This is a genomic window from Pseudotamlana agarivorans (assembly GCF_018860245.1).
Classification (GTDB): domain Bacteria; phylum Bacteroidota; class Bacteroidia; order Flavobacteriales; family Flavobacteriaceae; genus Pseudotamlana; species Pseudotamlana agarivorans_A.
Window position 1 is genome coordinate 1 of the sequence record NZ_JAHKPD010000022.1, and the last position, 19572, is coordinate 19572.

The 19572-nt window shown below is 34.7% G+C and carries 16 protein-coding genes and 1 pseudogene; 9 read left to right on the plus strand and 8 right to left on the minus strand.

Translation table 11 applies throughout. From position 1 onward, the window contains the following. The 5 genes and pseudogenes from KO493_RS14130 to KO493_RS14150 form a co-directional block, all read right to left on the minus strand. A pseudogene (locus tag KO493_RS14130) lies at positions 1–627 on the minus strand (hypothetical protein); the annotation flags it as partial. A 686-nt stretch (positions 628–1313) separates the two neighbouring features. Continuing rightward, positions 1314–1802, minus strand: coding sequence for a hypothetical protein (locus KO493_RS14135; RefSeq protein ID WP_216068634.1), 489 nt, complete (start codon positions 1800–1802; stop codon positions 1314–1316). Positions 1803–1854: 52 nt separating this feature from the next. Beyond that, positions 1855–2580 (minus strand): hypothetical protein, encoded by a 726-nt coding sequence (locus KO493_RS14140; protein ID WP_216068635.1) that lies wholly within the window; start codon positions 2578–2580, stop codon positions 1855–1857. Between the two features lie 9 nt (positions 2581–2589). Next, the gene (locus tag KO493_RS14145; RefSeq protein ID WP_216068636.1) at positions 2590–3105 is read right to left on the minus strand and encodes a hypothetical protein; all 516 of its coding nucleotides are present in this window, start codon (positions 3103–3105) and stop codon (positions 2590–2592) included. 926 nt (positions 3106–4031) lie between these two features. Then, positions 4032–4490 (minus strand): Lrp/AsnC family transcriptional regulator, encoded by a 459-nt coding sequence (locus KO493_RS14150; RefSeq protein WP_216068637.1) that lies wholly within the window; start codon positions 4488–4490, stop codon positions 4032–4034. Positions 4491–4649: 159 nt separating this feature from the next. On the opposite strand from KO493_RS14150, the gene KO493_RS14155 reads away from it, so the two are divergent. The 5 genes from KO493_RS14155 (at position 4650) to KO493_RS14175 (ending at position 9216) form a co-directional block, all read left to right on the plus strand. Beyond that, positions 4650–5849: an aminotransferase class I/II-fold pyridoxal phosphate-dependent enzyme gene (locus tag KO493_RS14155; protein WP_216068638.1), complete on the plus strand. Its 1200-nt coding sequence runs from the start codon at positions 4650–4652 to the stop codon at positions 5847–5849. 557 nt (positions 5850–6406) lie between these two features. After that, a complete protein-coding gene (gene nhaC / locus KO493_RS14160; protein ID WP_216068639.1) occupies positions 6407–7873 on the plus strand; it encodes a Na+/H+ antiporter NhaC in 1467 nt (488 codons plus the stop codon). A gap of 137 nt (positions 7874–8010) precedes the next feature. Further along, a complete protein-coding gene (locus tag KO493_RS14165) occupies positions 8011–8649 on the plus strand; it encodes a peroxiredoxin (RefSeq protein ID WP_216068640.1) in 639 nt (212 codons plus the stop codon). A 14-nt stretch (positions 8650–8663) separates the two neighbouring features. Then, a complete protein-coding gene (locus KO493_RS14170) occupies positions 8664–8978 on the plus strand; it encodes a thioredoxin family protein (protein WP_216068641.1) in 315 nt (104 codons plus the stop codon). Beyond that, a complete protein-coding gene (locus KO493_RS14175; protein ID WP_216068642.1) occupies positions 8959–9216 on the plus strand; it encodes a DUF6952 family protein in 258 nt (85 codons plus the stop codon). Before KO493_RS14170 ends, KO493_RS14175 begins: the two co-directional genes overlap by 20 nt. A 1390-nt stretch (positions 9217–10606) precedes the next feature. Here the strand turns inward: KO493_RS14175 and KO493_RS14180 are convergent. Continuing rightward, positions 10607–12226 (minus strand): ABC-F family ATP-binding cassette domain-containing protein, encoded by a 1620-nt coding sequence (locus tag KO493_RS14180; protein WP_216068643.1) that lies wholly within the window; start codon positions 12224–12226, stop codon positions 10607–10609. Positions 12227–12407: 181 nt separating this feature from the next. On the opposite strand from KO493_RS14180, the gene KO493_RS14185 reads away from it, so the two are divergent. Further along, positions 12408–13829 (plus strand): TlpA family protein disulfide reductase, encoded by a 1422-nt coding sequence (locus KO493_RS14185; protein WP_216068644.1) that lies wholly within the window; start codon positions 12408–12410, stop codon positions 13827–13829. A 1-nt stretch (position 13830) separates the two neighbouring features. On the opposite strand, the gene KO493_RS14190 is transcribed toward KO493_RS14185, so the two are convergent. Beyond that, complete coding sequence (locus KO493_RS14190) at positions 13831–14634, minus strand: SDR family oxidoreductase (RefSeq protein ID WP_216068645.1); 804 nt, start codon at positions 14632–14634, stop codon at positions 13831–13833. Between the two features lie 262 nt (positions 14635–14896). Between KO493_RS14190 and KO493_RS14195 the strand changes: the two genes are divergently transcribed. The 3 genes from KO493_RS14195 (at position 14897) to ahr (ending at position 17639) form a co-directional block, all read left to right on the plus strand. Next, complete coding sequence (locus tag KO493_RS14195; protein ID WP_216068646.1) at positions 14897–15433, plus strand: lipid-binding SYLF domain-containing protein; 537 nt, start codon at positions 14897–14899, stop codon at positions 15431–15433. 317 nt (positions 15434–15750) lie between these two features. Next, positions 15751–16539, plus strand: a complete 789-nt coding sequence (locus KO493_RS14200; RefSeq protein WP_252723243.1) for a DUF6090 family protein — start codon at positions 15751–15753, stop codon at positions 16537–16539. Positions 16540–16634: 95 nt separating this feature from the next. Beyond that, positions 16635–17639 (plus strand): NADPH-dependent aldehyde reductase Ahr, encoded by a 1005-nt coding sequence (gene ahr, locus KO493_RS14205; protein WP_216068647.1) that lies wholly within the window; start codon positions 16635–16637, stop codon positions 17637–17639. A gap of 468 nt (positions 17640–18107) precedes the next feature. On the opposite strand, the gene KO493_RS14210 is transcribed toward ahr, so the two are convergent. Next, a partial coding sequence (locus tag KO493_RS14210) for a T9SS type B sorting domain-containing protein (protein ID WP_216068648.1) occupies positions 18108–19572 on the minus strand: 1465 nt, incomplete at its 5' end.

Consider the following 19572-nt stretch of genomic DNA (forward strand, 5'->3'; position numbering starts at 1 on the left):
TTTTACGCAATGTTTATCCAATAAACTAAACATTCTTCCTAATGTTTCTTCTTGCAAAGTCCCTGGGCTACTATTACCATTTCTATTCTCTACATAAACAATATTGTTACCTATGATTCCTACTCCTAGACTATAACCTTGAATCTTTTTATAAGTATGTCTACTGTCCGCTTTGTTATTAAACATCAAAGTATTATCGTAATCTAAAGTCAGGGCTTTGCTGGATAAAGCATTTAAACTTGTTAGTATTTTTAAATTAAGCGAATTGACATCTTCATTAATACTGAACTCATGAATACTCTTCCCTCTTGGGCTTTTCAGTAAGGCTTTGTTTTTTGAAAGTTCCTTAAACCTATCCAAAACTCTATCTGGACTCGGTACATTTAAAACATGGTTGTTTTTTAAATGATGTCGAAAATTACCTGCCAAATCCTCAATACAATCACCACCACAGAAATAGATAGACCAAAATGAATACAGTATATCTTTCCAGGAGTATTTACTTTGATTAGGTAATAAAGGAAGGTGATCTTGTAATATTTGACCTATTTTTTTGTTTTCGAACTCCTCTAAAACAAAATTTAAACCTCCAAAAGGACTTATGTGGGGAGAATTTATTATTTTCATAATTAGTGTTTTGTACAACACCAAATTAGGTGAAAATACTAAAAACCGCAAACCTTTTATTTGTAAGGTATTGCGGTTTGTTTTTGCTTAACACATACGGATTTAAGGTTTTAACGAGTGCCGTCTAGAGTAAAAAAAAGCAAGAGACTCACAGATTTAATATATAAAGTAATGGGGTAATAAAGACTTGGGCAATATTAAGAGGATTACGGAAGTCCGAGTTACAAACTCGAACTAGCGATAATTTTTTTTACACAGAGATTCGCAAAGAATTCACAGAGGATCACAGAGCGTTTTTATTAGTTGGTGGTATTTTGACCAAAGACGGATGACCTTGAAATTGATTATTGACTAGTTATTATTGATTATTGACCGATCACGGCAAAATTGTTTAGTTGTGGAATTGTTTAATCGTGTAACCGACGTTACAATGGTGAATTTTTAACTTTTCTTTTTTAATTATTAATTGTAAAAAACCGCAAATGCAAAAAGCCCGACACTAAAATTGCCGCAAAAAAAGCCCAACCCTCAAAACTTAACATTTTGAAAATTGGACTTTCTTTAATTAAAGTTTTAAGTGCATAGCGTTTATATAACACCAACCCCATAGCAGCTGCCAAAAACTCAACCCCATGTGTGAGATTAGAATAATTTTGATATATAAAATCTAGCACTAATAAAAATTATTAAGGATAACCATTATTACCTCCTTCTCCTCTATTCAACGGATCAACAGGAATAGCTTCATCGTTGCCAAAGAAACTCATGTTAATGGCGCTTGCTTTTGCAGCTGTTTCATAACCTGTTGGTGCAAAAAACAAGGTGTTTTCATTTCCTTTTTCTGGGTAAGCTGCTAAATACACGCGTACACCATTCATGTGATAGCCTTTTTCTTTGGCTTCTTGTTCGGCGTAAGCCAAATAATTGCGTAAATCTTCTAGAGACCACCAGAACGATTGGTTTTCGTCTGCCTTGCTTAGGCCTGCTTTACTGTAAATAGCAGCATTTTTTGCGTTCCAAGCTTGGTTTAAACTTATCGCGTAATCGGTGCTAATTACGCCATCTGGAATGTAATAGTTAGCGGTTTCTGTTGGGGTTGCTTCTTCTTCTGAGCAGGCCCATAATAGCCCACACACCGCAAGACTTAGCATACTCCATTTTAAAATACGTTTCATAAATTATTATTTTTGGTTAAACACAAATTTAACAAAAATAAACTTACAAAAACTAAGCTTGTTTTGGCGGTTTACACCAAATTAAAGCAAAGGTGAATGTGAGGTACATGAATAAATTGGCTAGAATGTAAATTTGATACCTTAAATGAACATAATCCAAGTCCGTCACTTTACTACCAACCTCATAGGTATAATAGACATCATAAAAGGTTAAGGGTGTAATGACAATCCACCATACAAAAATAGCAACACTGATATAAAAATTTAAATCTTTATAAAAATATAAGATCTTTTCACTCAATAACATTTCTATAAAATACAAGGAAGAACAAAGTACAATAACAAGACCTCCAAAAACTATGATACCACTATAGAACTCTGTAAAAAAAATAGCCCAATGTGTTCCAACATAAACCAATGAGTACATCAAAAACAGTGCTGATACTATTAAGATTAGCTTTTTTGATAAGTTGTGTTGTAATATTTTTCTGTAATAATAACTGTAAAACAAAATAGTACCTACATCCCAAGTTATGGTGAAAAGCCAAAAGTTTTTTTCAAAACCAGTACCTTTTAGGAATGATAACGCCTTGACTTTCGATATAAACAGTGTATACAACCCTGAAAAATCAATAAATACTACATATATTAAAAATATAATAAAATATTTAGCTGCAGTATGGGCATAATGTTTATAAAGCACCAATCCCATAGCAGCAGCCAAAAACTCAACACCAAATGTGAGATAAAAGTAATTTTGATTTAAAAAATCGAACACAAACAATAATTATGGATTATAACCACCAGCTCCTCCAGTTCCTTTATTCAACGGATCAACAGGGATGTCTTCATCGTTACCAAAGAAACTCATGTTAACCGCATTGGCTTTGGCTTTAATTGGGGTACCAGTAGGCACCATAAACATAGTTGATAAATTTTTCTTGGCTTGGCCTTGGTTTTTACCATAAACCCCAAGGTATACACGTAAGCCTGTCATGTTATAACCTAAACTATCGGATTGGTTTTTCGCGTAAGCGATGTAGTTTTCAACTTCATCTAAATCCCAACTTGTAGAACGGTTGTCTTTTTTTCTGCCTTGCCTAGCAGATGCAGAATCAACAGCACCCTGTCTAAACTTCGTCCAGTTGTTGTTTAAATCTTTAGCTTCGTCAATCGTAATTAAACCATTTGGTTTTTTAATTTTAGTTTCTGTAACCACTTCTTCTAAAGGTCGCGGACAAAAATAATAAGTAATTGCGGCTCCTAATATAAAGCCCAACACCACTAGTACTAATTTTTTCATTTGTAAAATAATTTTGGTTTGGTTAATAAAGGCTAAAAGTAATAAAAAGTTTCTATTCTGTAAGGTTTTGATTGTTAACAGTTGGTTGTTGACTTTTGACTGTTGACCTTTGACCTTTGACTGTTGACTGTTGACTGTTGACCTTTGACTGTTGGCTGTTGACCGAAGACGGAAGACGGAAGACGGCAAAATTGTTTATTTGTTGAATCGTGTATCCGGTACTAAAATTGGAAAAGATTCCTCCTAGCGTCGGAATGACAACTGCGACTGTGACTGTTACTGTGACTATTGACCTTTGACTGTTGGCTGTTGACTGTTGACTTTTGACTGTTGACTGTTGACCTTTGACTTTTGACTGTTGACTGTTGACTGTTGACCTTTGACTGTTGGCTGTTGACCGAAGACGGCAAAATTGTTTATTTGTTGAATCGTGTATCCGGTATTAAATTGGAAAAGATTCCTCCTAACGTCGGAATGACAACTGTGACTGTGACTGTTACTGTGACTATTGACCTTTGACTGTTGACTGTTGACTGTTGACTGTTGACCTTTGACCTTTGACTGTTGGCTGTTGACTGTTGACTGTTGACCTTTGACTGTTGACCTTTGACTTTTGACTGTTTACTGTTGACCGTTGGCCTTTGAAGGAAGACGGAAGACGGAAGACGGAAGACGGAAGACGGTAAAATTGATTATTAAATAATTATTATTGATTATTTGGGTGAAATGTTGATTTGTGGAATCGTTTATTCGTGTAACCGGTATGAAAACGTAACATCTTTCCTTGAAACGACTCAACCTGAAACCTGAAACTTCAAACCTGAAACCTGAATCTTCAAACTTCAAACCTGAATCTTGATTCTTGAAACCATAAACGCTTAGAACATTTTTAATTTTTCCTTTTTAATTATTAATTATATAAATATTTACAACCGAATAACCCGTGTATGCTTTACTTCGCTCATAACAAACATGCTATGTGTACTTCCAATATGATTGATGCTTGTTAGTTTTGTAACCATAAACGTCCTAAAGGCAGCCATATCTTTTACAATGACTTTAAGCAAATAATCGTAATCACCACTTACATGATAACATTCTAAAATTTCATCGAGTTTATTGACTTCCTTTTCAAAACTTATCACAAATTCCTGACTGTGTTGTATCAGTTTTACGTGGCAATACACTACAAAATTCTGGTCTATTTTGTCTTTATTCACTATGGCTTGGTAGCCATCAATATAGCCCTCGCGTTCTAATTTCTTTATACGCTCATATACGGCGGTAACCGAAAGATTCAATTTATTAGATAGTTCTTTATTGGTTTGCTTACTATCCTGTTGCAAATATTCTAATAGATTTTTATCGGTTTTATCGAAAATCATAATTGAAAAAATTTCATTAAAAAGTAAAAAAGACGAGTTAAACTAAATTTAAAATCTAAAATACAACTAACATGCTGTTTTATTTTCTAAACAAACACACTACTATTGATTTTAAATCTAATTTTTACAAATTTAGCATAATAATTCAAAATAAAGCCTATGTCTTTTAAACCAGCAAACAGCATTCAGGATTTACAGTATTTCGGCGAATTTGGAGGTGTTAACCCTTCAATTTCCGATTCATCAACCTACACGTTTTTATCGGCAAAAACCATGTTTGACACTTTTGAAGGCAATGCCGATGGTTGTTATTTATATTCACGACACTCCTCGCCTTCTAACCTCTATCTTGGTGAAGCTTTAGCCGCTATGGAACATACCGAAACCGCTAATGTTTCGGCGTCTGGAATGGGTGCCATCACGCCAGTTATTATGCAATTGTGCGGTTCTGGCGATCATATCGTTTCTAGCAGAACCATTTACGGTGGTACGTATGCTTTTTTAAAAAACTTTACACCTAAATTCAATATCGAAACAAGTTTCGTAGATATTACCAAGCTCGAGCTTGTTGAAGCCCAAATAACTGAAAACACCAAAATAATTTATTGCGAATCGGTAAGTAATCCGCTTTTAGAAGTCGCAGATATTAAAGGCTTAGCCACACTAGCAAAAAAATACGATTTAAAATTGGTGGTCGACAACACGTTTTCTCCTCTATCTATTTCTCCTGCTGTTTTAGGCGCCGACGTGGTTATTCACAGTTTAACTAAATTTATTAACGGCTCTAGCGATACCGTTGGCGGTGTGGTTTGTGGTAGTCAAAATTTTATAAATGCATTACGCGACGTTAATAGCGGCGCTTCCATGCTTTTAGGGGCTACAATGGATAGTTTGCGCGCGGCCTCTGTTCTAAAAAACCTAAGAACCCTACATATAAGAATGCAACAGCACAGTAAGAATGCTATGTTTCTTGCTGAAAAATTTGAAAATGACGGATTAAAAACAGTTTACCCAGGTTTAAAATCGCACCCATCACATGGGTTATTTACATCCATGATGCACCCCGAATACGGTTATGGCGGCATGCTAACCATAGATGTTGGTTCTTTAGACAAAGCGAATGCGCTTATGGAACTCATGCAACACAAAAACTTAGGTTACTTGGCGGTAAGTTTAGGCTTCTATAAAACCTTGTTTAGCTCACCTGGGAGTTCTACATCTTCAGAAATTCCAGAAGAAGAACAAAAAACCATGGGTTTAAGTGATGGATTAATTCGTCTTTCTATTGGCCTAGATGCCGATATTGAACGTAGTTACTTCAGGATGCGACAATGTATGGAAACTCTTGGTGTTTTATAGGTGTTGAAATGAAAATTGTGACTGTTGACTGTTGACCTTTGACTGTTGACTGTTGACTGTTGACGGCAAAATTGTTTATTTGTGGAATCGTTTATTTGTTTAACTGAAAACTGTGACTTTTGACCGTTGACTGTTGACTGTTGGCTGTTGGCTGTTGGCCATTGACTTTTGACTGTTGACCTTTGACGGAAGACAGAAGACGGTAAAATTGATTATTGAATAATTATTATTGATTATTTGGGTGAAATGTTGATTTGTGGAATCGTTTATTCGTGTAACTGAAAACTGGGACTGTTGACTGTTGACCGTTGGCCTTTGACGGAAGACGGTAAAATTGATTATTGAATAATTATTATTGATTATTTGGGTGAAATGTTGATTTGTGGAATCGTTTATTCGTGTAACCGGTATGAAAACGAAACATCTTTCCTAGAAACGACTCAACCTGAAACTTCAAACTTGAAACCTGAATCTTCAAACCTGAATCTTGAATCTTGAAACGGGAATCTTGCATAACATCTACGAAAATCGTAACATTACGGTGCTAAAATCACCCTATGGAAGACGATAAGAATATTTCAGAAATTAATGCTGACGGACAACATATTATAGATAATAAAGCCCTTAATTTCACTGAAGCTTTAATTCCTGTGGTGATTCTAATGGGCTTTTTGGCTTACAACATCTTTTTTGCAGATGGCGAAATGTTTGGCGCCTATTCTAACCAATACATTCTTTTAATTGGGGCCTGCGTTGCCGCAGTAGTTGGCTTTTATAATAAAGTGACTTTTAAGCGTATGCTACAAGAAATATGGGAGAATCTTAAAAGTGTTTTTGTACCTATCATGATTCTCTTTTTAGTGGGTGCTCTTGCAGGTACATGGCTTGTTAGTGGCGTCATTCCCGCCATGGTGTATTATGGTTTACAGGTTTTAAGTCCTGAGATTTTTTTACCGGCCTCGGTCGTTATCGCTGCTGTAATTTCTATTGCAACGGGTAGTTCGTGGACCACTTCGGCAACTGTAGGTATTGCACTAGTAGGTATTGGAACCGCTTTAGGTATCAACCCTGGTATGATTGCTGGTGCCGTAATTTCAGGTGCTTATTTTGGTGATAAAATGTCGCCACTAAGCGATACCACCAACCTAGCCCCTGCTATGGCTGGAACCGATTTATTTACGCATATTCGCTATATGGCCTTAACTACAGTGCCTACAATAGTGGTAACACTTATTGTTTTCGGCATTTTAAGTGCCACCACCGAAACCACTGGTAATGCCGATGTTAGTAATTTATTAGAGACCATAAAAACAACTTTTAATATTACACCTTGGTTGTTTGCCATACCTGTTGTAGTGGTTGGTTTAATTTTACTAAAAACAAAACCGCTGGTGGCTTTATTAGCTGGGGTTTTTCTGGCTGCTATATTTGCATTTGTTTTTCAACCCCATGTTTTAAATGGATTAGGTGATTCTAAAATCTCTACCATTTTAACTTCTATTTTAACAGATATTCAAATAACTACCGAAAATGAAAAACTAAATGAGCTTTTTGCCTCTGGTGGTATGCAAGGTATGCTTTGGACCATATTACTTATTATTTGCGCCATGATTTTTGGTGGTGTGATGGATGGCATTGGTGCTTTAGCACGCATTACAAAGGCCTTACTATCTGTGGCGTCTTCAATTTTCGGATTGTTTGCGAGTACTGTAATTAGCTGTTTGGGATTAAATGTTATTGCCTCAGATCAATATTTAGCCATCGTAATTCCTGGCAAAATGTTTAAACAAGCTTACGAAGACAAAAAACTAGCTCCAGAAAACTTAAGCCGTACTTTAGAAGATTCTGGAACGGTAACTTCTGTTTTAATTCCTTGGAATACCTGCGGCGCCTACCAATCTGGCGTTTTAGGTGTGGGTGTGAGTGAGTATTTTATGTATGCTATTTTCAATTGGCTAAGTCCGTTTACCACACTTTTATTTGCAGCTTTAAACATTAAAATTAGACAACTTCGCTCTAAATAACTGAAAACTATTCAGTTTTAAATTTACCATAACTAATATCTATACATTAATAAATATTTAGGATTTTAATTTCCTAAAAAATCTAATAACTGTGCTAAATTTGCAACAGAAAACAATTAATAATTAAATACAAAAATATGTCATTAGTAGGAAAAACTTTCCCAGATTTAAACGTAGACGCCATGAATGAAATGGGCGATACTTTTAAAGTAAACGTTTTAGAAGAAGCAAAAAACAATAAGAAAAAAGTGGTTTTATTTTGGTACCCAAAAGATTTTACCTTTGTATGCCCAACTGAATTACATGCTTTTCAAGCGGCTTTATCAGAATTTGAAAAACGTAACACTATTGTTATCGGTGCCTCTTGTGATACACCAGAAGTACACTTTGCATGGTTAAGTACTTCAAAAGATAACGGTGGTATTGAAGGTGTTACATACCCTATTCTTGCAGATAGCAACCGTAACCTGTCTAGTATTTTAGGTATTTTAGATATTACAAATGAAACTTTTGACGAAGCTACAGGTACTGTACAAGTTGAAGGAGACAACGTAACCTATAGAGCAACTTACATTATTGACGAAGATGGTGTGGTGCAACACGAAAGTATTAACAACATGCCTTTAGGAAGAAATGTTGGCGAATATATTCGTTTAGTAGATGCTTTAACGCACGTTCAAGAAAAAGGTGAAGTTTGTCCTGCAAACTGGGAAGAAGGAAAAGATGCCATGCAAGCGAACGCTAAGGGTACTGCTGAATATTTAGCTTCTCACTAAAAAAAACAAATCTCATGGTTCAAGAATTAGATAAAGACAATTTAAGCGAATTGGTGTCTAGCAATGATACTGTAGTCGTACAGTTCTCTGCCACTTGGTGTGGAAACTGCCGCATTATGAAACCTAAATTTAAGAAGTTAGCAACAGAAAATGAAAACGTTTCTTTTGTTATTGCCGATGCTGAAAAATTTCCAGAATCAAGAAAATTAGCAAATGTGGATAATTTACCAACTTTTGCCACTTTCAAAAATGGAGCATTTTTAAACCAAGTTCAAACCAACAAGTTTGACGTTTTAAAAGAATTAGTCGATGAAGTTACCAGTAATTAAACATCTTACTCAATTTATTGAGGAGAATGACGAGGATTTCGTAATTGAAACCATCGAAACGCTAGAAGCTTTAACCGAAGTACCTTCTTTAAAAGACGAAGAATTGGATGTTATTGGCGAGCTTATTTCTAACATGTACGGAGCCGTTGAAGTTAACAAAATGATCAAAGATGGCACGCCTAAAAAAGAAGCTTTAAATGCTTTTATGAAGCGTGTTATGGGGTCGATAGACAATTAAATTTTAGTGAACAAATGTGATGATTACTTATCGCTATTCTGAAAATTAATTTTCGAAACTTATCAAACATTTTATTAAAACAGCCTGGAATTTTTTTCTGGGCTGTTTTTTTTGGCTATTGAATGGTTTCATCGATTAACTAAAAACTACGTTTGTCATGCAGAAGGAGGTACGACTGAAGCATCTTTTTTATGTTGAATCGTATAACCGATATTAAAAGGGAGAAGATTCCTCCTAAAGTCGGAATGACAGCTAGAAACGTAAAATTAACCGTTGACTTCTCAGAAATTTTTAACTTTTCCTTTTTAATTATTAATTATAGAAATGTTGATTTGTTTAACTATGACTGAAAACTCCAAATTAACTGTTGACCTTTGACTATTGACCATTGACCTTTGACCTTTGACTGTTGACCTTTGACTGTTGACCTTTGACAGTTGACTATTGACTTCTTGTACGTCTAAAAGTTCAGCCGTTGTATTACAATTAATGACACCTTCTCGACTCCGCTCGAACACCGTTTTTGTTGATGTTTTTTGTAAAGCCTTTGTAATCAATAAGGTTAACTATCTGTATGTTGAATCGTTTATTCATGTAACCGACTTTAGAATGGTTAAACTTTTAACTGTTCCTTTTTAATTATTAATTATAGAAATGTTGATTTGTTTAACTATGACTGAAAACTCCAAATTAACTGTTGACCTTTGACTGTTGACCTTTGACCTTTGACAGTTGACTGTTGACTATTGACTTCTTGTACGTCTAAAAGTTCAGCCGTTGTATTACAATTAATGACACCTTCTCGACTCCGCTCGAACACCGTTTTGTTCATGTTTTTGTAAAGCCTTTGTAATCAATAAGGTTAACTATCTGTATGTTGAATCGCTTATTCATGTAACCGACTTTAGAATGGTTAAACTTTTAACTGTTCCTTTTTAATTATTAATTATAGAAATGTTGATTTGTTTAACTATGACTGAAAACTCCAAATTAACTGTTGACCTTTGACTGTTGACCTTTGACAGTTGACTATTGACTTCTTGTACGTCTAAAAGTTCAGCCGTTGTATTACAATTAATGACACCTTCTCGACTCCGCTCGAACACCGGTTTTGTTGATGTTTTTTTTGTAAAGCCTTTGTAATCAACAAGGTTAACTATCTGTATGTTGAATCGCTTATTCATGTAACCGACTTTAGAATGGTTAAACTTTTAACTATTCCTTTTTAATTATTAATTTAATAAATACTGTCTTTCGTGAGGAACGACAACTTCAGCATTCCGTCTTCGGTCTCCCGTCAAATTTTTCATTATTCGCTTTTCATTCAAAAAAAAAGGGTCAAACTAAAACTAGCCCAACCCTTTTTATAATTTATAACTTGATAGAAATACTAAACAGTATACATTTTATTACGTAACTCTTTAATTTTTGAGTTTTGCATGTACTCATCGAACGTAGTGTAACGATCTATTACTCCGTTAGGTGTTAGTTCCACAACTCGGTTAGCAACCGTTTGTGCAAACTCATGATCGTGTGTTGTAAACAAGATCGTACCTTTAAAGTTTTTCAATGAATTGTTAAAAGCGGTAATGCTTTCTAAATCTAAGTGATTTGTTGGCTCGTCAAGTTGTAATACGTTAGCACGCATCATCATCATTCGAGATAACATACATCTTACTTTTTCACCTCCCGATAGTACAGACGATTTTTTAAAGGCCTCTTCACCACTAAAAATCATTTTCCCAAGGAAACCACGAATATTAACTTCTTCGCGCTCTTCTTCGGTTGTTGCCCATTGGCGTAACCAATCGATTAGCGTTAAGTCGTTATCGAAAAACTCACTGTTATCTAATGGTAAATACGATTGTGTTGTCGTTACACCCCACATGAATTTACCAGCATCGGCTTGTTCCTTATTATTTAAAATTTCATAAAAAGCGGTTGTTGCTCTAGAATCCCTAGAAAACACAACGACTTTATCACCTTTTGCAAGGTTTAAATCGATGTCTTTAAATAACACTTCGCCATCAATAGACGCTGCTAATCCTTCTACATTTAATATTTGATCCCCTGCTTCACGCTCTCTTTCAAAAATAATAGCGGGATATCTACGACTAGTACGTCTAATATCGGCAATATTCAATTTATCGATCATTTTCTTTCTACTAGTAGCTTGTTTACTTTTTGCTACGTTGGCAGAAAAACGACGAATAAACTCTTCTAATTCTTTTTTCTTCTCTTCAGCTTTTTTGTTTTGCTGTGCATGTTGTCTTGCTGCTAATTGCGAAGACTCATACCAGAAGGTATAGTTCCCTGAGTAGTGGTTTATTTTTCCGAAGTCAATATCTGAAATATGTGTACAAACCGCATCTAAAAAGTGTCTATCGTGCGATACTACAATCACACAGTTATCATAATTAGCTAAGAAATTTTCTAACCAAGAAATGGTTTCGTAATCCAAGTCGTTGGTAGGCTCATCCATAATAAGTACATCCGGATTACCAAATAAGGCCTGTGCTAATAACACACGTACTTTTTGTTTACCATCCAAATCGGCCATCATGGCGTAATGAAATTCTTCCTTAATCCCTAAGTTTGATAACATAGAAGCTGCATTACTATCAGCATTCCACCCGTCCATTTCTTCAAATTGAACCTGTAACTCCCCTATTTTCTCGGCGTTTTCATCGGTATAATCCGCGTAAAGCGCATCAATTTCAGTTTTAATTTTAAACAACGGCTTGTTTCCCATTAAAATGGTTTCTAAAACCGTATGCTCATCATATAAATTATGATTTTGCTCTAGTACCGACATACGTTTTCCAGACTCCAAAGAGACATGCCCCGAAGTAGGATCCATTTTCCCAGAAATAATCTTTAAAAACGTAGATTTCCCTGAACCATTGGCTCCAATAATACCATAGCAATTGCCATTATTAAAAGTGGTATTCACTTCATCAAAAAGCACGCGTTTTCCAAATTGGACAGAAAGATTTGATACTGATAACATAACTTAAATTAAATTTTTGCAAAAGTAGAAAAATGAATCGGTAAGACGAAACTTAAGTCCGTCAATTTTATTGTGTAGAATGTGTCTAAAATTGTAGGAAAATCAACTTTTAACAGCCTCTTAACAGCCGAATCCCATTGCATGCTATACTTTTGCTCATCCAAAGACACCTATCATATTTATGAGATTTTATTCTTCATTTATAGTTTTACTACTTGCCTTTTTTAGCTGTGAAAAAAATGGTGATTCATCTGCAGATAGCTATGCATATATTGGGGGTGAAATTATTAACCCTAGTACCAACTATGTGGTTTTATCTAAAAACCAATCTGTTCTGGACACCATTAAATTAAATGGTGTTAATCGATTTATTTATAAAATAGACTCGCTACAATCTGGACTCTACACGTTTAAACACGGACTTGAAACACAAATTGTTTTATTAGAACCTAAAGACAGTGTGTTTTTTAGATTGAACACTTTAGATTTTGATGAGTCCTTAGTATTTACAGGAAAAGGTGACAAAAAAAACAATTACTTGATCGAAGATTTTCTTTATCATGAAAAAGAAGAAAAAGACATATTACATCTAAGTCAGTTACCTCCGCTAGAATACGAGAAACAAATTGATTCTATAAAAGCGATAAAAGATACTAATTTAGATCGATTCATTACTAAACACGACCCTTCCCCTTTATTTGTTCAAATCATAGAAGCTAATAATAAATACAGTTATTATTCCAATAAAGAGGTTTACCCATTTGCTCACCATGGGAGAAATAAAGCTAAAAACTTAAAGGGCTTACCAGACGATTTCTATGACTATAGAAAAACGATTAATTACAACGACACGGTATTTAGCAACTACCCTAATTATCGCACATTCTTAAAACATAATTTGAGTAATCTTGCTCTTAAAGTACACAAAGAACATCAAGCAGGAACATCGCGTGAAGCACAAGCTTTTTGTTATAATTATGGCCGCTTAAAATTGGTTGATAGTTTAGTTACTAATAACATGATTAAAGATGATTTACTTTATCACTTTACTTTAAAGTACTTATCTAAAAGTGATCATGAAGACAACAATAAAAAGATTCTAGATTTTTATAATGCAAAAAGCAGCAATGCCTCTGAAAAAGAACGCATGAAGCGCTACGCTCACTCCATTCATCGCTTGAAAAACGGGTCTACTCTTCCAACGGTAAACCTTGTAGATTATAATAACAAGGCCTTAACCTTAAATTCGGTGATTAACGAACTTACTGTTATTACATTTTGGTCTAACATTTATTATGAGCACTTTAAAGACAGTCATTATAAAATCAAGGAATTAAAAAAGAAATACCCCGATGTTAATTTTATCTCTATTAACATTAACGACTTTGGCATAAATAAGGCCAAGGAAATACTGGACACTTTTAATTTCAATCACGCTGAAGAATATCAATTTGAAAATTCTGAAGTGGCTGCAGAAAAACTTATTATCTATCCAATTACCAAGGTGATTATCGTTGACAAAGACATGAAGATTCTAGATAGTAATTCTAATATTTTCTCTTATAAATTTGAAGATAACCTTCTTGGTTTAATCAACAGATAAATTATAATTTATAATGATTCATTAAAAGCTTTTCGTAAACCGTATCTGGTAAAATTCGCTTTAAAACAATCGAAAACTTCTGCATAAAAGCACCAATTTTATAGTGCACTTTAGGGTTATTGGTTTCAATAACTTTGTACACTGCTTCGGCCATCATATTGGGATTACTACCATGATCCACATGAGCATTCATTAAATCTAAAGTGTCACCATAAGGCTTTTTATATGGCGAATTATCCAATAATGGTGCATGATAACGCCCTGCAGCAATATTAGTAGCAAAATCTCCAGGAGCCACATTAGTCATATTAATATTGAAGCTTTTCAATTCCATGCGGTACGCTTCGGTAAGTAACTCTAAAGCCCCTTTACTCGCACTATAAATACCACGATAAGGTAACCCCATATAACCAGCAATAGAGGTTATATTTATAATTAACCCCGAATTTTGTTTACGCATTTGTGGCAAAACCGCTTTAATAACACGTATGGGTCCGAAAAAATTAGTTTCAAAATTATTTTTAATTTCTGCTTCAGGAATTTCTTCAATAGGCCCTGTTATTCCAGCACCAGCGTTATTAACAACAACATCGAGTCTTCCCTCCTTCTGAATGATAGTTTCGACCGTTTGAATAATAGTCTGGTTGTCTTTAACATCCAAAGCTAAAATTGGAAACAGACTATCTTGATACTTTTCAGGGCTTCTACTGGTTCCATAAACCACGAATCCTTTTTGAGTTAAAAATTCGCCTATAGACTTACCAATACCTGAAGATCCTCCAGTAATTAAAACAACTTTCGACATGCAATTCTAAAATTTGAGATGGTAAAAGTACAATAATTATTTAGGAGAAACTCTTAACTAAAGGTTTCTAAAATGGGTATGATCTAGTTGATGTATTATAAGCTTTACTTCCAACTGTTTATTAGTAAAATCTATCAAACCTGTGTCTTAATCTAAAATCTGAATTCTTTATCTTAAAAATCAAACGGCTTATCGTAAAAATAAACTATTGGCTAAAAAAATGACTAACTTAAACTCTTAATCAATTTAACATTAACACATTATGAAATCACTAAAAAATTTATTTGTTTTGTTAGCGGTGTGCTGTTTGTCATTTAATAGCCACGCACAAAGCAAAAAGGATAAAAAAATAATTAATGAAGCTGATGAAGCTGTAAAAACACTTTTAGCCATAAACCCAGGAATACGTCATTATTTTGATAAATCTGCAGGTTGCGTTGTTTTTCCAAATGTTGGTAAAGGTGGTTTTATAGTTGGTGGCGCCTCTGGAAACGGCGTATTATATCAATACGGTGAAAAAAAAGGCATGGCTAGTTTAAAAGAACTTAACGTGGGGCTTCAAGCAGGCGGACAAGCATTAATTGAAGTAATCTTTTTTGAGCGAAAATCGGATGTTGAAAAATTTAAGGAAGGTCATTTTGAATTTGATGCTGGCGTATCGGCTGTTGCCTTACAGGAAAGTAAAAGTTTAGACCTCAAATATAAAGATGGTGTAGCCGTATTTACTCATGCTAAAGGTGGTTTAATGGCGGAAGCATCTGTTGGCGGACAAAAATTTCACTATAAGCCTTTTCACTAAAAAAAGAGGCTATTTGAAATTGTGATCTTTCCGACACTGTAACTTGTTTTGAATTTTATGTTTTGCTTATCATTTTTAAATGATTCTGAAATAGATTAATAACAACGGGATAATACTTCTCAAATAGCCTAAAACAAAATCGGGCATGACTTTATATTTCTGCTCAAACTATAAATAACCTACTTCATTCTATACACGTATTTAATTAAAATATTTCAAACATAGAAAAACACTTCTTTTTATGGCGTTTATATTTAAAATTTGAAGCTTTAGTGACGCCACAAACCGTTACGATCCCTTATAATCATTTAATAAAGATGATAAAATTCTTTAGAAAAATTAGAAAGAACTTACTTCAGGAAGGTAAAACTGTAAAGTACTTGAAATATGCAATAGGTGAAATTGTTTTGGTAGTTATTGGAATAGTTATAGCCCTTCAAATAAATAATTGGAATGAAAATAGAATAAACAACTTAGCCGTTAAAACCTATCTAAATAATTTAATCTATGAGTTAACCAATGAGCAGATCATTCTAGAATTCTTTATAGAAAGTCATAGCTTTAAATATTATTCTATGAAATATTTATTAATTATGGAAGGTACAAATTTGTATGACCCTAAAGCCGATCGTAAAACGGAGATCCCCCCATATAAACCCATTGCATATTGGAACAAAAAAATTCCTAAAGTCTATGATAAAGAATTTATCCAATTAACTTATAGTATGATGCATAGGGCACAATTTCCACCCATGGAAGGAGCTACTTTAGAAGAATTAAAAAGCACGGGAATGTATTCTCGAATTAACCCCAATTTAAAAATAGCAATCAACAACTATTACGCATTCAAACAAAATGATTTTAATGGCAAAGTACAATCTTTGGCTTTAGATTTTCAAGCCTCTTTAGCACAAGATGGTTATATAACTACCGATACAAATAAATTAGCTGACCCCATTAGTTTAATAAGAAATAACCCAGGAAGAGTAGGCTTAATAAAACGTATGATACGGGAATCTGGGTGGACTATTTTAAGTGCTATCAACTCAAAGGAAAGAAATAAAAAATTAGTAGTTCTTATCGAAGAAGAAATAGCAAAAATTTAAATATCAAAACATTTAAAAATCTATAAACTAACCAAATCGCACCAAAATTGACCTGAGTTATTTAAGAATAAAATTAACTAAAAACATCATAAATTATGAAAGTAAACGCATATGCCGCCACGACTCAAAACGCCCCTCTAACGCCCTATTCCTACAACCTAGAGGCCCTAGGTTCAGAAGAAGTTGATATTAACGTATCATATTGTGGTATTTGCCATTCTGATTTGAGTATGATAAATAATGATTGGGGCATGACGCAATATCCCATTATTCCTGGTCATGAAATAATAGGCGAAGTTATAGCTATTGGGCAAGGGGTTAAAAATGTAAGCGTTGGCGACAAAGTTGGATTAGGTTGGATGTCGGCATCTTGTATGAGTTGTGATCAATGTATGGATGGTGAACATCATTTATGCCCTAAAAGTGAGGCTACCATTGTTGGAAGGCACGGTGGGTTTGCAGACAAAGTACGAAGCCACTGGTCTTGTGCCATTCCACTTCCTGAAGGTATTGATTTGAGTAAAGCTGGCCCGTTATTATGTGGAGGTATCACCGTTTTTAATCCAATTATATTGGCTGGGGTAAAACCTACCGATAAAGTTGGGGTTATTGGAATTGGTGGATTGGGACATATGGCGCTAAAATTTTTAAAACACTGGGGATGTGAAGTTTTTGCTTTTAGCTCAAACCCTTCTAAAAAGCAGGCTATTCTAGATATGGGTGCCAGCCAAGTAATAGATTCAACAAATGCAAAAGAATTAGAGCCCATAACCGGTAAGCTAAATTTTATATTGAATACAACCAATGTGGCATTAGATTGGAATTCGTACTTATCGGCATTGGCTCCTAAAGGAAAATTCCATACCGTAGGCGCTGTTTTAGAACCTATGGAAATTCCTGCGTTTAGTTTAATAATGGGAGAAAAATCGGTTGGAGGAAGTCCTATTGGCAGTCCTGCCCTTACTAAAACCATGCTTGAATTTTGCGTGCGACATCATATTTACCCTGAAGTTGAAGAGTTTCCAATGAAAAATGTTAATGAAGCCCTCGAGCATTTAGAGTCAGGTAAAGCCAGGTTTAGAATTGTATTAAAAAATTAAAATAGAGGTCGGTAGATAATTACTTATTATTTAAACTCAACTTAAAAGTATGCAACTAGCTACTGCCCTCTAAAATTAAAAATCATGGATTGCAAAAAGCCTGAATTTTCATGTAGTTTGTGAAATGGAAACTACTCATCTTAAAAAAAAACATAAAAAAATGGCAGTTAAAATCTAACTAAGATTGATAGTACCAATACGTAGTTTAATAGGACACATTCAAAACTAAGCCAAGTTAAGAGTGCATCCCAAAACTCCGAGAATGGATTATTTTTAAAGTCTTGTTTTTTTTATTTTTGAAAATACTTGTGGAATAGTAAGATTTCAAATGAGGATTGAACAGACAATAGTTTATAAAATTAATTCATTCTATTTGAATTATGAATCTGTCAAATTAAAAGGCTACCCAACTGGATAACCTTTTAATACTTGATTGTGATTAGCTGAAAAGAATACCTCTTTCCTAATTTATCTTTTTAAAGTGACATGTCCTGTAATTTTTTTTCCATCCACAATTACAACATACCAATAATCGTCTGTTGGTTGTTCTGTTCCATTGTATCTACCATCCCAAGAAAACGAGCTATTAATCACGTGTTTTAATAGTTTTCCATATCGATTGAAAATAGAAACTTCTGAGCTTCCAAAAAATTCAAGACCTTTTATTTCGAAAGTATCATTGAACCCGTCATGATTTGGGGTGAAAAACTTAGGAATATAAAAATGGAAATGCTCTTTGGTATCTACGACATTACAAGCCGTTTCTTTTACATGAATGGTATATAAGCCTGCTGGTACATTATAAAATATATTACTAGATTGATATATATCCCCCTCTAAAGAATATAAGAAATCCCCATTGGTAGTCGTGTTTATAATTATTTTATCGGCATCCGAAATAACAGATTGAATACTTGGTGCAGCTATTGGAGTAATATTATACGTTATTTCGCTAACTACACAACTACCATCTGAAATCTGTACTGTGTAAGTCCCTCCAGTAGCTACGGAAATACGATCACTAACTTCGCCAGTACTCCATTTGTAACTTGGATTACTTACCACCGTTGTAGCATAAAGCTCTAAAGCTTGATTACTGCACAATTCGAAATTCAAGGTCTCAATCTGTTTAGAACCTGAAATTATCCAGGAACAATTCGTGTTATCAAATACTGCTGTATCCCAGCATTCTAAACCGGTTGGCTCAATTGGTTTTGTCCCAGAAACTACCCAAGTACAAGTACTGGTATCGAATGTGGTTGCTTCCCAACACTCTATGTTTGTTGGTTCACTTGGTTTCTCCCCAATTACTTCCCAGGAACAAGTGCTACTATTATATGTTGCAGTTTCCCAACAATCTGTAACTGGTTCCGCTTCTTGAGTTCCTGTAACGTCCCAAGTACAAGTCGTATCATTAAAAGTTGCGGTTTCCCAACACCCTGTAACTGGTTCCGTTTCTTGAGTTCCTGTAACCTCCCAAGTACAAGTCGTATCATTAAAAGTTGCGGTTTCCCAACACCCTGTAACTGGTTCCGCTTCTTGGGTTCCTGTAACCTCCCAAGTACAAGTCGTGTTATTAAATGTTGCGGTTTCCCAACATTCTGTAACTGGTTCCGCTTCTTGAGTTCCTGTTACCTCCCATGAACAAGTCGTGTTATTAAATGTTGCGGTTTCCCAACACTCTGTAACTGGTTCCGCTTCTTGAGTTCCTGTAACCTCCCAAGCACAGCTCGTATTATTAAATGTGGCCGTTTCCCAGCATTCTGTAACTGGTTCCGCTTCTTGGGTTCCTGTTACCTCCCAAGTACAGGTTGTATTATTAAATGTTGCTGTCTCCCAGCATTCTGTAACTGGTTTTGCTTCTTGGGTTCCTGTTACCTCCCAAGTACAGGTTGTATTATTAAATGTTGCGATTTCCCAACATTCTGTAACT

Coding starts and splice junctions, on each gene's coding strand:
- KO493_RS14135 (WP_216068634.1), bottom strand. CDS start 1,802: ATGAAACGTATTTTAAAATGGAGTATGCTAAGTCTTGCGGTGTGTGGG.
- KO493_RS14145 (WP_216068636.1), bottom strand. CDS start 3,105: ATGAAAAAATTAGTACTAGTGGTGTTGGGCTTTATATTAGGAGCCGCA.
- KO493_RS14150 (WP_216068637.1), bottom strand. CDS start 4,490: ATGATTTTCGATAAAACCGATAAAAATCTATTAGAATATTTGCAACAG.
- KO493_RS14155 (WP_216068638.1), top strand. CDS start 4,650: ATGTCTTTTAAACCAGCAAACAGCATTCAGGATTTACAGTATTTCGGC.
- nhaC (WP_216068639.1), top strand. CDS start 6,407: ATGGAAGACGATAAGAATATTTCAGAAATTAATGCTGACGGACAACAT.
- KO493_RS14165 (WP_216068640.1), top strand. CDS start 8,011: ATGTCATTAGTAGGAAAAACTTTCCCAGATTTAAACGTAGACGCCATG.
- KO493_RS14170 (WP_216068641.1), top strand. CDS start 8,664: ATGGTTCAAGAATTAGATAAAGACAATTTAAGCGAATTGGTGTCTAGC.
- KO493_RS14175 (WP_216068642.1), top strand. CDS start 8,959: ATGAAGTTACCAGTAATTAAACATCTTACTCAATTTATTGAGGAGAAT.
- KO493_RS14180 (WP_216068643.1), bottom strand. CDS start 12,226: ATGTTATCAGTATCAAATCTTTCTGTCCAATTTGGAAAACGCGTGCTT.
- KO493_RS14185 (WP_216068644.1), top strand. CDS start 12,408: ATGAGATTTTATTCTTCATTTATAGTTTTACTACTTGCCTTTTTTAGC.
- KO493_RS14190 (WP_216068645.1), bottom strand. CDS start 14,634: ATGTCGAAAGTTGTTTTAATTACTGGAGGATCTTCAGGTATTGGTAAG.
- KO493_RS14195 (WP_216068646.1), top strand. CDS start 14,897: ATGAAATCACTAAAAAATTTATTTGTTTTGTTAGCGGTGTGCTGTTTG.
- KO493_RS14200 (WP_252723243.1), top strand. CDS start 15,751: ATGATAAAATTCTTTAGAAAAATTAGAAAGAACTTACTTCAGGAAGGT.
- ahr (WP_216068647.1), top strand. CDS start 16,635: ATGAAAGTAAACGCATATGCCGCCACGACTCAAAACGCCCCTCTAACG.